At 45.6% G+C, this 13,975-nt stretch carries 13 protein-coding genes and 3 pseudogenes; 6 read left to right on the top strand and 10 right to left on the bottom strand.

Features of this window, described 5'->3' with window-relative positions; all coding sequences use genetic code 11:
• Nucleotides 1-78: 78 nt before the first annotated feature.
• Nucleotides 79-690, bottom strand: coding sequence for a hypothetical protein (locus tag QUB16_RS12860; RefSeq protein ID WP_333316510.1), 612 nt, complete (start codon nucleotides 688-690; stop codon nucleotides 79-81).
• 410 nt (nucleotides 691-1,100) lie between these two features.
• Nucleotides 1,101-1,406: an RNA-binding protein gene (locus tag QUB16_RS12855; RefSeq protein ID WP_333316508.1), complete on the bottom strand. Its 306-nt coding sequence runs from the start codon at nucleotides 1,404-1,406 to the stop codon at nucleotides 1,101-1,103.
• 1,034 nt (nucleotides 1,407-2,440) lie between these two features.
• Between QUB16_RS12855 and QUB16_RS12850 the strand changes: the two genes are divergently transcribed.
• A complete protein-coding gene (locus tag QUB16_RS12850) occupies nucleotides 2,441-3,001 on the top strand; it encodes an SDR family NAD(P)-dependent oxidoreductase (protein WP_333109804.1) in 561 nt (186 codons plus the stop codon).
• A gap of 20 nt (nucleotides 3,002-3,021) precedes the next feature.
• On the opposite strand, the gene QUB16_RS12845 is transcribed toward QUB16_RS12850, so the two are convergent.
• Nucleotides 3,022-4,227, bottom strand: coding sequence for a transposase (locus tag QUB16_RS12845; RefSeq protein ID WP_333316506.1), 1,206 nt, complete (start codon nucleotides 4,225-4,227; stop codon nucleotides 3,022-3,024).
• A gap of 139 nt (nucleotides 4,228-4,366) precedes the next feature.
• Between QUB16_RS12845 and QUB16_RS12840 the strand changes: the two genes are divergently transcribed.
• A complete protein-coding gene (locus tag QUB16_RS12840; RefSeq protein ID WP_333316504.1) occupies nucleotides 4,367-4,576 on the top strand; it encodes a hypothetical protein in 210 nt (69 codons plus the stop codon).
• A gap of 476 nt (nucleotides 4,577-5,052) precedes the next feature.
• Here QUB16_RS12840 and QUB16_RS12835 read toward each other — a convergent pair.
• The 5 genes and pseudogenes from QUB16_RS12835 to QUB16_RS12815 form a co-directional block, all read right to left on the bottom strand.
• Nucleotides 5,053-5,894, bottom strand: a pseudogene (locus tag QUB16_RS12835) (IS5 family transposase).
• A gap of 128 nt (nucleotides 5,895-6,022) precedes the next feature.
• Nucleotides 6,023-6,355 (bottom strand): P-II family nitrogen regulator, encoded by a 333-nt coding sequence (locus QUB16_RS12830; RefSeq protein WP_333316502.1) that lies wholly within the window; start codon nucleotides 6,353-6,355, stop codon nucleotides 6,023-6,025.
• 97 nt (nucleotides 6,356-6,452) lie between these two features.
• Complete coding sequence (locus tag QUB16_RS12825; protein WP_333316500.1) at nucleotides 6,453-7,583, bottom strand: sodium-dependent bicarbonate transport family permease; 1,131 nt, start codon at nucleotides 7,581-7,583, stop codon at nucleotides 6,453-6,455.
• Nucleotides 7,584-7,919: 336 nt separating this feature from the next.
• Nucleotides 7,920-8,087: a hypothetical protein gene (locus QUB16_RS12820; protein WP_333316498.1), complete on the bottom strand. Its 168-nt coding sequence runs from the start codon at nucleotides 8,085-8,087 to the stop codon at nucleotides 7,920-7,922.
• Between the two features lie 440 nt (nucleotides 8,088-8,527).
• A pseudogene (locus QUB16_RS12815) lies at nucleotides 8,528-9,479 on the bottom strand (transposase family protein).
• Nucleotides 9,480-9,633: 154 nt separating this feature from the next.
• On the opposite strand from QUB16_RS12815, the gene QUB16_RS33585 reads away from it, so the two are divergent.
• The 4 genes and pseudogenes from QUB16_RS33585 to QUB16_RS33580 all read left to right on the top strand — a co-directional run.
• On the top strand, nucleotides 9,634-9,762 hold the full coding sequence (locus QUB16_RS33585) for a catalase (protein WP_445251119.1): 129 nt from the start codon (nucleotides 9,634-9,636) through the stop codon (nucleotides 9,760-9,762).
• 137 nt (nucleotides 9,763-9,899) lie between these two features.
• Nucleotides 9,900-10,190 carry a hypothetical protein gene (locus QUB16_RS12810; protein WP_333316496.1) on the top strand — a complete coding sequence of 97 codons (291 nt, stop codon included), beginning with the start codon at nucleotides 9,900-9,902 and terminating at the stop codon, nucleotides 10,188-10,190.
• A 36-nt stretch (nucleotides 10,191-10,226) separates the two neighbouring features.
• Entirely contained in the window at nucleotides 10,227-11,063 is an 837-nt protein-coding gene (locus tag QUB16_RS12805; RefSeq protein ID WP_333316495.1) for an MBL fold metallo-hydrolase, read from the top strand.
• Nucleotides 11,064-11,187: 124 nt separating this feature from the next.
• Nucleotides 11,188-11,328 (top strand): annotated as a pseudogene (locus QUB16_RS33580) (3,4-dihydroxy-2-butanone-4-phosphate synthase); the annotation flags it as partial.
• A gap of 186 nt (nucleotides 11,329-11,514) precedes the next feature.
• On the opposite strand, the gene QUB16_RS12795 reads toward QUB16_RS33580, so the two are convergent.
• Together QUB16_RS12795 and QUB16_RS12790 are read right to left on the bottom strand one after the other, a co-directional pair.
• Nucleotides 11,515-13,638 carry a caspase family protein gene (locus QUB16_RS12795; RefSeq protein WP_333316493.1) on the bottom strand — a complete coding sequence of 708 codons (2,124 nt, stop codon included), beginning with the start codon at nucleotides 13,636-13,638 and terminating at the stop codon, nucleotides 11,515-11,517.
• Nucleotides 13,639-13,726: 88 nt separating this feature from the next.
• The coding region (locus QUB16_RS12790; RefSeq protein ID WP_333316491.1) for a hypothetical protein at nucleotides 13,727-13,975 on the bottom strand (249 nt) is incomplete at its 5' end.

Raw genomic sequence — 13,975 nt, 5'->3', positions numbered from 1 at the left:
CTGACTACTGACTACTGACTACTGACTACTGACTACTGACTACTGACTACTGACTACTGACTACTGACTACTGACTAATTAACAAATCGGCCGCTGTCCGGGTTTGACGGCGTGAATGTACTCACTGCCCGAGGTTGGCCATCCCCGCTTATAATAAGCTTCCTCCGGCTTCCCCCAGCCCAACTGCAACAAAATTTCTAGAAAATCCAACTTTTCCCACTTGGAGAGATTGGCCCATTCTGTGCGCTGGGCTATAGCTTCTACATCAACCGGCTCGATCGATCGAAAATCCTTTCCGCTGTTAATGCTTAAATACAAATCCATCCCGGCAGTTACCTGCTGCCAGAATTCCAACATAGAAATCTTAGCTGCCTTCAACGTAATCAAATCAACCGGTAGAGCTATTAATTCGTCATCCACTGCCGGATAGCGTAGAGTATTGCCTTTAACCGCGATTTCCCGCCAGACAACCCCAGAAACTTGATGTTCCCGCTGGTATTCGTGCACCGCAGCCTTAAAATTTTGATAAGCAGTGAACTTCTGAACTCCCTCAGATTTGAGAAAGCGGTCAATCACGGGGTTGCCTGTAGCAGGAGTTTCAGTCAAGTTGAGGCGCCGCCCATGCAAGCAGGCTTGGCGCTCTTCTTCGAGGATTTTAATGAGTTCCGCCGTGCTGTAGACCTTGGACATCTTTATTGAGGCAAAATCAAGATATTGGCTGATATTCGGCTGGTTTTCTCGACTAATCTTCGGTAAAGATAGTTTGGCTGTTCTGGGCAATATTCAGTTTTGCCGTTATTCTAACTTTTCTTGCTGCTTAATTCTAGTTTGAGAGTTTACAGGAGTCGAGCCGCGAAATCCCGACAGCCTCTTAAAAAAAGCAGTTAAGAGGGTACCGAATCACGAACTAGACTGGGAACTGCACCGCCGACGTACCTCGCGGGATTTTTCGCCAAAAACAAAGCCCCCTCGAAGGAGGGGGCAAAACTGATGCGAGAGGTTTGGGAGTTTTATTTGATGGGTCGATCGAACAACCCGAAAAAAAAGCAGCATTCGCACCTGCCGTCAACTACCAAAACTCAAATTTTCAGTCTCAAAGTTTAGTAGCGTCCGCGTGAACGATCTTTGTCGCCCCAGCCGCCGCCACCCGGGCGTTTGTTGTCTTCGCGAGGTTTGGCTTTGTTGACTTTCAAGTCACGGCCCATCCACTCAGCACCGTCTAAAGCTGCGATGGCTGCTGCTTCTTCTGCCTCGCTTGCCATTTCCACAAAAGCAAAACCCCGCATCCTGCCTGTTTCCCGGTCCATTGGCACTTGGACGCGGCTTACAGTACCGTACTCGGCAAATACTTCGTTGAGGTCCTCTGATGTTACCTCATATGAAAGATTACCCACGTAAATCGACATAAAATCTCCAGAATCATTAGGGTGCAGAGACTTAGATTCGGAGAGACGCTTGTAAATAAACACCAACAAACTACGCAACCGAATTTAATTCTTGGAAAACCACTATAACATGAAGCCAGCAGAATCAGCAATTGGCTGTCATAGATTTTCAATTTTCGGTGCCGTCGGGCAATCGCCAACAGAAAGTATTGGTGATAACTGACATCTTACACTCTTGGCGTCCTCCGCTTGGTTTCTTGCTGTGCGATCGACCTGGTATCTGAAATTTTTCGTCGCTGTTACCAGGTTGATTGGGTCTGATTGAGAACAGTGCCTGAGATTCAGTTATAACTTACATCTTGCACCATTCTCAATTAGCCTTTTAGGAACAGGCAAGATGCCTGTTCCACAAAGAGTAGATTTTCTTGTGGAACAGGCATCTTGCCTGTTCTTGAGAATGGTGCAAGATGTGAGTTATAACTGACATCAGCCACTGTTATCCCTGGGCAAGCCTCCTGCCCGTTCCACCAGAGATAAATGTTTTTAGCCCAGGATTAATCTTCCGAGTCAATCTCCCCTCTTCCATCTCCCGTCTCTCATCGCATCCGATTTAGCGCCAGATAATGGCGGCTCCCCAATAATTATCAAAAGAGTTATTAGTCATATCTACGCGCATTTTCTACATATATAGCAATCCTAAATAATTATGCAAATAATTTAGGATTGCTATAGTTTATTGCATCAGTCAGTAAGAAAATCATAATTTTTGATATAAAATTCCCATTTTATGCGTTTTTTAAGGCTTTCGATAGTTTCTCTATTTGCTCTTTCTCTGAGTTGATTCTATGCAGGCATTTTTAGACTAATTGGATGAAGCTTGTTTGCGATTATACCGTCTTTAAATGCCTAACAGCTTATGTCCTGGGAAAGATGCGATCGCACTTCTACCTTCCTAGCATTGTAAAAGTTGAAAGCCCACCGTCCACAAAGATTGTCGGGTACACAGAGAAGCAAGCCTAAACAAACGAGCGTGAAGCAGTTACAGAGGATTTTAGATGGTTATAAACAGTTCGTTGACCCGGCCCTTGGCTGTCGTGACGGGTGCCTCTAACGGTATCGGCTACGAACTCGCCAAACAGTTCGCTCAAAACGGATTCGATCTCCTAGTCACCGCCACCGGAGCGAGCATCAAGGAAGCGGCTCAAGCCTTTGAGGGGCTCGGTGCCAAAGTCGAGACAGTGCAGGCAGACCTCGCTACCTACGACGGTGTTGAGACGCTCTACAACCAGATAAAAGCGACTAATCGGCCAGTGGATGCGATCGCAATTAATGCCGGTGTCGGCGTCGGTGGCGACTTTGCCCGCGAGACAGACTTAAAGGACGAACTAAATCTAATTAACCTCAACGTTGTCTCGTCTGTGCATTTGGCTAAACGGGTAGTTAAGGATATGGTCGATCGAGGCCAGGGACGGATTCTATTCACTTCGTCGATTGCCGCCCTAATGCCGGGCCCATTCGAGGCAGTCTATGCAGCATCCAAAGCCTTCATCCACTCGTTTTCCGAGGCACTCCGCAATGAGTTAAAAGATACAGGTTTGACATCCTCCCCGCCGTAAACGGTCGGGGATTCTAAACATCACTGTTTAGGCTTCCTCTTTCCACGACTCGACTTACATTGAGGAGTTGCCTCACCAATGCAGCGGTCGATGTCTCCAGAGGCGTTTAACGTTTCCGTGTGCCCCACGGTACGAAGTCCTAACTCAAGTATGTTGATTGCGGCATTCCAGTCACGTAAGAGTACAACACCGCAATGTTGGCAGCGGTGCGTTCTTTGACTCAAAGACTTTTTGACGATTTCCCCACAGTTAGAACAATTTTGCGAAGTGTAGTGCGGTGGTACAGCAACTGTTACCACTCCAAACACTTTGCCGAAATATTCCAACCATTGACGGAAAGCAAACCATGCAGCATCAGAAATAGATTTAGCTAGCTTTCTATTTTTGACCATATTTCGCACCTGCAAATCTTCGTAGGCAACCAAGTCGCTAGACTGGATTACGCATCTTGCCAATTTCACGGCAAAATCTTTACGTTGTCTACTTACTTTGAGGTGCTTTCTACTTAATCGGTTTCTTGCTTTGGCTTTATTTTTGGAGCCTTTTTTTGTTCTCGAAAGACGCCGATTCAGTCGTTTGAGAGCTTTCTCGGACTTTCTCAGATGACGCGGATTCTCAATTGTTTGACCGTCTGAATCTGTGTAGAAGTGAGTCAAACCAACGTCCAAACCTAGTGTTTTACCAGTTGGCGTTCTCTTTTCTAGTCGTTCTTGGTCGATCAAAAACTGAACGTAGTAACCGTCGGCTCTACGAACAACACGCACGCGCTTAAGCTGCTTTAATTGGTAGAAGTGCAAGTCGCGAGTTCCCCACAACTTAAAACTTCCGGCTTCAAACCCATCAGTGAAAGTGATAGTACGTCTATCATCCGACAACTTATAGCCTGTTGTTTTATATTCAACAGAGTCGTGCGTCTGATGTTTTTTAAAACGCGGGAAGCCCTTTTTCCCTGGTTTGCCTTTTTTGCAGTTGTCGTAGAACCGCGCAATTGCAGACCAAGCTCTTTCGGCAGAAGCCTGACGCGCTTGCGAGTTGAGTTTAGCAGCCCAAGGAAATTCTTTGGCTAGGACAGCGCAGTAGGCACTTAACTCGTACTTGCCGATTCCCAAGTTGTCGAGCCAGTATCTGAGACAGCTATTGCGAACGAAGCGAGCGGTGCGGATGGCTTCGTCTAGCCTCTGGTACTGCTGCTGCGTTCCCTCAAGTTTTGCCTCAAATACCAACATAGTTACGCCTGTCGTGTCAGCGTAAGTATAACACAGAAAGCCGTCCTACAAGGACGGGGCTTTAAACCCAATTATTTTGGTAACTGTCACCTCGCTCATGCCCGGCCCAACCGATACTAACTTCTTCCATCGGGCGGGAATGGACGACACAAAGGTCGGCGCCGACAAGAAAGACGATCCAGCCGAGGTTGCCAAACAGGGATTTGAAGCCTTGATGGCCGGTAAGGACAACATCATTGCAGGTTCACTCAAGACAAAGATTCTGGCCAGCGCGAGCAAAGTTTTACCTGATACCGTCACTGCCGAACTGCACAGTAAACTTACTGAACCGGGCTCTGCTAACCAATAATTTCCGCCCGTGTTAGCAACTTACGGATTTGTAAAGACAGCGACACGATCGCACAAAGCCAGAAATTTAGGGGTGACTCTACTCCAATCAACCAAAAAAGCAAACACAGCGCTCTCGATCCACCACGTCAAGAAACTAGCGAGTTTCTTACCACAAATCAAGGGGTTGATGTCACAAACATCAATGATTCTCTACAGGCCGCTTCCCGGAGGGCGACTCTGGTAGAAATTTTTATTTTGCGAGGATCAAACACTGCATTTTGAGCGCGATCGCATTCCAAAACAAGTCGTTCGCGCAGGTTTCTTTAAGGCACCTGGCTATTTTCAACTCTATTAATCCTTTGCCGAATTAACTAAAGCATAAATTCTTCAATAGCAGCGGTAACAACTCCCGTGCGGGTGCGATTTTCTGCAGTTACAGGGTTTCCCAGTTCGCCAGATCCAATAGATATATTGCCAAAACAATCTATGTTATAATTAAAGGTTTTGAATTTTATACCGGAGAGCTAACTCATAATTGTAAAGTGCTGACAACAAATTACAACGGAGACCATAACGGCGGCGACGATTTCGATAACGACTTGACCAAATACCAGAAAACTTTGAGACTCCTATTAATATGTTCAATCACTATTCGAGCCTGGGTTCAAGCTCGATTGTAGTCTTTTTATAAAAGAGAAAAATTCCCATTTTTAGGTTTATTTTTAGGAGTCGAGCTATTAAAGTGATAATCTTTTATCCCTTGATAGCCACTATCTTGTAAACTATCGGTTGAGGGATGGAAATGAACATTGCTTTTTTTCAAGCTGAAATAGTGGCAATGCCAGGTCCCACATTTAGGGAAATAATCTGTTTACTTTCTTGATTAATCACCACTTGCATTTTTAGGCTGTGGTGTTTTTTATTGAATGAATAGTATTTGGTCTGTTTTTTTGTGGGCGTTCGATAGCTGTTTCTGTAACATCCATTACCACAACTTTGCTGAGGCCCAAAACCTTTGAACAATGCTTTTTTCCCAGGAATACCAAACTTTCCCGTTTTCATTAAAGTTGATTCAATGTTAGTTACAATTCGGAAAATCGTTGATTCGGATACTCCCCAATTTGTCCCCAGATGAAAATAGGTTCGATATTCTAGCCAATATTCCAAGGCCGCTAAAACTTGTTCTTCAAGAGTTAAGGCGTTTCGGCGTCCTCGTTTATCTGAGGATTTTCTAGCCGGAATTGTTCTCAAGTGTTAACCATTTCTTTAAACGTTTGAATCTGGACACCAAATCTCCGTTTAAATTGCTCCGGTTTCAAATTTAGATAAAGCGGCAATGACCATACCACCGATCGGAAAGCCGAGCGTTGGGGACTGCAACTGAGACCCAAGTCCCGCAGGCCAGAAATACGGCTACTAAAAACCGGGGTCATGCCCCGGCTTTTTAGGTCTGTGTCGTCTCGATTCAACAGCCGTCTGGTCCACAGAAACTGTGCCCGTACAGTACCTCCGCGTCACAGATATAGATCATCCCCGCAAAATCGAGGAAAAACTTCACTGCGACCTGATCCGCAATATTCTCGGCCATATCCCGATCCGGGGTGAGCACCTCGAATTTTATATTCGCCGTGATGTCAGAAACGTTGGGTTGTCCCGACGAGCGCACGTTGCGACTGCCTTTACCGCCGGTTTCCAGAACCGTATAACCGGTTGCCCCGGCTTCTTCGATGATATTGACGATCTTTTTGAGCAGAATCTTTTCCGTGACGATGACAAGCTTTTTGGCTGCCTTGGGCATGTTGATTACCTCCTTACCTAGGTATGTTGATCTTATATATTGAGTCGCTTGGTCTGCCGGGTCAAGGGAGCGCCGACAGACAGGGACCCGTCTGGGATTAGCGGCCGCCTATCGCCTGGGCCAGCCCGAGGAAGAGCGGTATACACAAGCCGATCGCAATGGGTGTACCGATGGCTGTGGATGCGCCGATGTAGGCGGAGGGATTGGCCGACGGAATCCCGGCTCGCAACGTGGGCGGACCGGAGATGTCTGAACTGGAGGCGGCGATGACGGCCAGGATCACAACACCGCCCAGGCTGAATCCCGTGGCGTAGTGGGCAATCATGCCGAGACCGAAGGCGATGAACCCATGCACCAGCGGTGCCACTACGCTATACACGACGTACCACTGGGCCACCTTACGTAGTTCGCCCAGTCTTGACCAAGCCTCCATACCCATGACCAGCATCAAGATCGAAAGCAAGCCGCGGAAGAGGGGGTCGTAGAAGCTTTTATAGACACTTTCCGGCTGGGTGAACAGGCCAAGAGCAATGCCGAGCAACATTGCCGATAGGGCAGGACCCTGGAGGCTTTCCTGCACGATCGGCCATATTTTGACCCCATTATCCGCAGGCTTCTGCTGCTTGCTGAGATACTCTTGCCGATTGCGGGGATAATCTTGCTGATCGGGATAATCGCCTGCTGCAACGGGCTGCTTGCTGAAAGACTCCTGCACGGTAGAGTGGGCTGCTGCACTACCCTTCTTCTGGTTGAGATAAATGTTGGCCACCACAATCGCCGTTACGAGCGCTGGGATATCCATGAAGGGATAGAGTGCGGCAGCCCATGCCTCGTATGGCATCTTTTGTTCTTCCAGTAGCGTCAGGGCTGCAGCCATGGTAGAGCCACTCACAGCACCAAACAATCCCCCGGTCGCAATCGCATCCACGGTGTTGACCTTCGGCAGCTTGGCTAACGTATAGCGCGCGATGAATACAACAAGAATCCCTACTGCTACAGCAAACGCTGCTGGTAACACCATCTCCGTCAGGTTGGAATTGCGGATCGCCTGACCACCCGTCAGACCGATTTTCATGAGCAGCATGAAGACGATGATCTGAGAAATCGCCTCTGGAATTACCAATTCGCTACCGAGAGCGCCAAGGACCATACCACCAATCAAAAACCCGAGTGTTGGGGACTGCAACTGCTTAACGAAGTCCATTAAGAACAAGGAAAAAAAATCCATGAATACCTCCTTCCGCCTCCTCTAACGAAGAGCGATTATTGTGATCGGTGAGCTTTAAGAAGTAAGGGTGCAGCGCTTCAACCCTGCCGACAGGTGTTACGGGAACACCTGTCGGCAGGGGATTCAGAGATGGCCGATCTCCGAATGGGGCTAGAAGGTGTCGCTGTCCCGCAGTAACTTCTATAGATCAATATCTATTAAGAGCCAAAATTCTATGTACTTAAGTGTATCCTTGAATTCGCACAAATTTGCGATCGCTTTACATGGATATGCCAAATAATTTCAAATTCAAATCATTAGTTTTCCTTTGATTCTCAGAAAACCCGTATATCTATATCAGTGTAAATTGCGATCGCAGAATTTTCTCTCTACACGGATATTGCACTGGGGACGGTATGGGATCAGCCAAATCGGGAACAGGAGTTGCGCGATCGCCACTCTTCTAGCAATGACTGACATCAAATCCGTTAGCATCGGAATAGTAAATTCCAGTTCACTGTTCACGGCGTTGACTGTTCACGGCGTCAACCGTCAACCGTCAACCGTCAACCGTCAACCGTCAACATCATTCCAGTGTAACCGGAAATGATATGAGCTAATCAATCCACATTTCAGGGGGAGCTGTTGACGGCACATAAGTCCTGGACGGACTGTAACTGGGGAGGTTAAACCACCCCACCGCCAGTAGGAGACCGAACCCACCGCCCTACAAAAAAGTCCAGGCGTGAGACGAATCGAGCACGCAGAGCAGGCGGCGGCGCTATATAGCTGCACTAGCCAGCCTTCGCTGGTGTTGTCAAATTTGGTTCGCAGTTTAGTGGGGTACTGCACGCCCACAGGTTCTGACTCAAAACCCCAGCTATTCTCATTTTTGCAAGAAGCTATTCAAGCACTGGGAATCTCGGTATTTTAATAGGCCTCTTGCAAAAAATTCTATGTTATAATTAAAGCTTTTGAATTTTCCACCTGAGAGCTAACTCATAATTGTAAAGTGCTGACAACAAATTACAACGGAGACCATAACGGCGGCGACGATTTCGATAACGACTTGACCAAATGCCCCAGAAAACTTTTAGACTCCTATTAATATGTTCAATCACTATTCGAGTCGGGGTTCAAGCTCGATTGTAGTCTTTTTCTAAAAGAGAAAACTTCCCATTCTTAGGTTTCTTTTTAGGAGTCGAGCTATTAAAGTGATAATCTTTTATCCCTTGATAGCCACTATCTTGTAAACTATCGGTTGAGGGATGGAAATGAACATTGCTTTTTTTAAAGCTGAAATAGTGGCAATGCCAGGTCCCAAATTTAGGGAAATAATCTGTTTACTTTCTTGATTAATCACCACTTGCATTTTTAGGCTGTGGTGTTTTTTATTGAATGAATAGTATTTTGTCGGTTTTTTTGTGGGCGTTCGATAGCTGTTTCTGTGACATCCATTACCACAACTTTGCTGAGGTCCAAAACCTTTGAACAATGCTTTTTTCCCAGGAATACCAAACTTTCCCGTTTTCATTAAAGTGAATTCAATGTTAGTTACAATTCGGCCCGCTCGTTGATTGGGATACTCCCCAATTTATCCCCCGATGAAAATAGGTTCGATATTCTAGCCAATATTCCAAGGCCGCTAAGCTGCTACGCATCTAAATTGAATACAGAGACGGCCAGGATGCCCGTCCCACAATAATTGTAGAAAAATTGAATGTCAAATTAGATGCACAACAGCTTAAACCTTGTTCTTCAAGAGTTAAGGCGTTTCGGCGTCCTCGTTGATCTTGAGGATTTTCATTCCCGGAATTGTTCTAAAGTGTTAACCATTTCTTTAAACGTTTGAATCTGGACACCAAATCTCCGTTTAAATTGCTCCGGTTTCAAATTTTGAGAAAATCGATTGTTGATGATTGATTTATTGTGTAACTACAAAACACCTTTTTAGCATTTTATGCTGTTTTGAGCAAAAGGTTCTGAAAATTAGCTAAACCTGCAATTTCCTCCACTTAAGCCAAATCCTTTATTATACCATATTTTTTTTAAAAGAGGTCTAATAAGCGACGTGCGCGGCTTTAAAGTCAAGTTATACACCTCTGATGGTCACTATGACCTGGCAGGAAATAATATTCCCGTCTTGTTGATTCAAGATGGGCTTAAGTTTCCCAATTTGATTCATGCGATTCAGCCATAACCGCAGTGTCAATCGATTTTAGATTTTAGATTTTAGATTTTAGATTGACGCCACGGATAAATGCGGGGGCAATAAGTGATTTTCGATTTGCGATTTTGGATTGATTCCACGGATAAATCACGTGGCGGGTACCACCTTTGAAATTCGCGGTCAAATGGCCCAAGCCGCAGCCCCTGAAAACTGCTGCAATTTTATTTCATTTGCTCACCGCTCCGTTTAAGCATTGCAAAGCGATCGCCACTTTGAGTGAAGGTATCGATCTATTCTTAAGTGCAGATTTAAAGAAAATCAATATCGCAGATAATGGTAAGGTCGCTGCCGATAAAAGCGTGTTTACTTCTGCCAGTAGTGGCGATTTAGCACTGTTTCCTCCGGCGTTCATCGATGCCATTATGCAGCATCGGGCTTGGATGCGAACTGAGGAATAAGTGGTTCCCGCCTAAGTAATTTAGTACAGGACAATTATGCAAATTCATCATCTCAATTGTGGCTGTATGTGTCCCATTGGAGGGGCGCTTTTCGATGGCTTCAGTAGCGGCCTGACGGCTCACCTCGTCTGCCACTGTCTGCTTGTTGAAACGAATCAGGGACTGGTTCTGATTGATACGGGCTTCGGATTGCGCGATATCAAGTCCCCTTACTCCCGGCTCAGCCCGTTTTTCGTCCATTTTAATAATATCCAGTTCGATCGCAAGTACACGGCCATCCATCAAATTGAACAGCTCGGATTTTCACCAAGCGATGTGCGCCATATTGTGCTAACCCACCTCGATTTCGATCATGCCGGTGGTCTAGAGGATTTCCCTGAAGCAACGGTACATGTCATGCAGGCTGAAATCGATGCCGCACAGGATCGGCACGGTTTCATCACAAAAAGGCGCTATCGTCCGGGGCAGTGGGATGAAGTCAAACGGTGGAAATACTATTCGGCGGGTGGCGAACCTTGGTTTGGTTTTGAAGCTGTCCGCGACCTCGACGGGTTGCCGCCGGAGATTTTGCTAATCCCGTTGGTGGGGCACACGCGCGGTCATGCTGGCATTGCCATTGATACACCCGATGGCTGGCTTCTGCACGCAGGCGATGCCTATTTCTACCGACACGAGATGGATGCCGCTAACCGACGCTGCACGCCCGGTCTGCGCGCCTACCAATGGATGATGGAGGTCGATCGCAAGGCTAGGTTGCTCAATCAAGGTCGGCTGCACGCATTATCGGTGCAGCATAGTAAAGATGTGCGCGTGTTTTGCAGTCACGATGCTATTGAGTTAAAAGCCTTCGTTGACGAGTCTAGGATTTCTTAAAACTAGAAATTTCATCCTTCGTTCGGAATTGCTTTTGCCCGATCGCGAATTGACAAATAACCTAAATTCAGCCAAAACCTTCTGCGATCGATCGTTACCCGGTAAACCTCCGCTATCCACTGCAACCGTCAGCATCGATGCAGTCAACGGCGTCAGTACCGGCATCTGGGCCGAAGACCGCGCCCGCACCATCCAAGTCGCCATCCACCCGGACACCAAACCTCAAGACTTGCGCCGTCCCGGTCACATTTTCCCCCTGCGGGCGATCGGACTCATCACCATGTGCCAGTTGCGTAAGTCCTGTTTAACTTGTTATCTTGAAAAAGGATTGAGATTAGGATTAGGCTAATCTTTTCCAGGAATAACAAGTTTTTGACTTACAACCGCAGATAAACACCAATGACCGCAGAGGGATATAGGCTTTGGGAGCATTCTTAAAAAATTCTCTAAATCAAACCCCACTCTTTTTCACCACTACTTCCACCTTTTCCGTCGTCCATTCCTCACTAGAATCAATCACAACCGTAATCTTTCGTTGAGGGTTATTTTCATCCACAACTGCCGCCAATAATTGTTCTAAAGCATTGGTCGGTCTTTTCTTCCCAAATCCTTTCCGAGATTGGTCTAAGGCTGGCAATTCCAAAAACTGAAAATTCGTACCATCCACCGTTGCAAATACTTTAATAATATTTGCCGCTTCCTCATAATTTTGTGGTAATGATAGTTTGAGTTCTTTTCTTATATTTTGTCCTGGCTCTACCACATCATAAGGAACACCCTTGGGATAGAATTTTGAAATACTAAAATCCGCATCCAGGTTCAAGGCAGTAATATTTAAAGTTCGATTAGATTCATTGCGAATTATTAAGTAAACACCTTTTTCCTTTTCTTCCAATACAGGAACTTTAGCATCAGCATTCAAAACTACAGGTTTCCGCTTAACTGATTTAACCACTTCAACCTTAAGTTTACCATTTAAGCTAGCAAAAGCATCCTCGTTATCCAAATCTAAAATAGTCTCATATCTAGCAACATGGATTAATCTATTAATTAGCTTTTTAGATGCTTCGGGTTCATCGACTTTAATCGAAAAAAGAAGATTTTTGATTGGCTCCTTATTCTCATCTAAAATTAGATATTCGCCATCTGAAGTAAGGAAAACAAAATAATCCACATTTTCATTTTTTTCTTCGTCCGAGCAGAATTCTATCCAACGATGACCTTCAACTTGTGTTTTCACCTGTTCAAGAATTGTAGGAAGTAATGCAATATTGACACCCGGAAATGGTGGTAACGGGTCAGGCAGAATAACTCTAACTTTGCGAATTTGCTTTAACCCTGGCGATACATAAACAGCAGGAGAACCAATTTCAATCGTTCCTTCTGCTACTTCTACTAACTTAGGATGGAGGCTTCTAAGACCAGGTATTTCTATTACTTCTGCCCAACAGTCTGATGCTCCCAATTCTACAACTTTAACTCTCATGATGCGGTTTTCGCTGTTCTGAAAATCTATCGTTCTGAATGTATAAATCTCAAATTCATCCCCTTTTGTAATCCCGCTCGCTTGTCCCATTTGTAGCTGAACTCTGTTTGTCTTAATATCTACTTTCATCACCGGCACCTTACGGCTAGCACCAACAGACTGACCCCCAAAAAAAGTACGTTCAGTCTCTCCCATCAACATGGGTGTTTGTCGTTCAAATTCCTTGTGAACTTGATTAGAAATTTGATTGAACAGATCCTCTACAGAAATTTCTGTCCCGTATTGTCGCAAAGCTTTTAATAAAAAATAAGTCAAAGCACCGTTGCGTTCTGTCCCTTCAAAAACCTTTTCATAAGCAAATTCCTGATCCCGACAAGCAGCGATTAAGGTATAACCTTTGGGTTCGGGTAACAAACCATTAACAACCGTAATATTGCGGCTATTTTCTGTTGAAGTTTGCCAATTTTGGGCTAATTCCTGAAGCGGGGCGACTAAACTATCCGTAGGTCGAGGAGTGGTGTCAATAAACCCTTCCCCGCGAATCCGGTCATCTCCGCTCATTTCTCTCGTTGCACCACCGGAATGACAGCTATCGAGTACGAGGGTGACAACTAACTCTTTTTCCACCATTTCTTCCAGCAATTTAGCAAATTCTATATCGCGCAAATAGCGGGAATTTGGTTGACCGATATCTGTCGGAACTAAGGCTTCATCTAATGCACCAAAACCCTTGAGGCTTTCAAAAATTGTTTTCGCCCGTCCCCCGTGGCCAGAGTAGTGAATATAGACTTGATCTGGCGGTTGGGCTTTGGCAGTTAGTTCTTTGAATTTGGCAACAATATTTTCATAAGTGGGTAAAAGTTCCGGGGGTTCTTGGGGTTGGTTGGGATTGTCGGAAGCTGTAGCGGTGAGTTTAATGATTTGGTCGGAGGTGAGATTGAAGGTGTCTTTTAAATAAGTTTCGACGTGGTTAATATCTTGAACGCATCCCCGCAGGTTTTTGTAGTAGTTACCTTCTGGTAAGCGATGGGGGAAATAGAAATTGATACCGATGAGGAGGGCGTAGAAGTTGGGGGTTTGGTTTGTCATGGTTGATGGTGGGTAAGGGTTTGGGAAAGGTTTGATTTTTATATAGGAGTAAACTGGGGGTTTTTATGCAGTTTTCCATCTAAAACTATCAAAGCTTCTTGCATAAGTCTCTGTCAATTTCCAGGGCTTCTTCATCATTAGGATTAGGTTTGAGGTAATTCTCGATGAAATTGCAGCCTTCCTTAACTAAATAATCAAAATCCCACCGCCACAGTTTCACGCTGTAGTCTTCACTGCCAGTGGCCAGCAGCTTGCCATTAGGGCTGAAACTGACACCCCAAACCCCGTTTGTATGCCCAGTGAGGGTGTTAATTTCCTTGCCGGTGGTGGTATCCCA

Source organism: Microcoleus sp. D3_18a_C4 (genome assembly GCF_036702415.1).
Taxonomy (GTDB): domain Bacteria; phylum Cyanobacteriota; class Cyanobacteriia; order Cyanobacteriales; family Microcoleaceae; genus Microcoleus.
The sequence above is the reverse complement of the archived record's forward strand: the minus strand, read 5'-3'. Positions and strand labels throughout refer to the sequence as shown.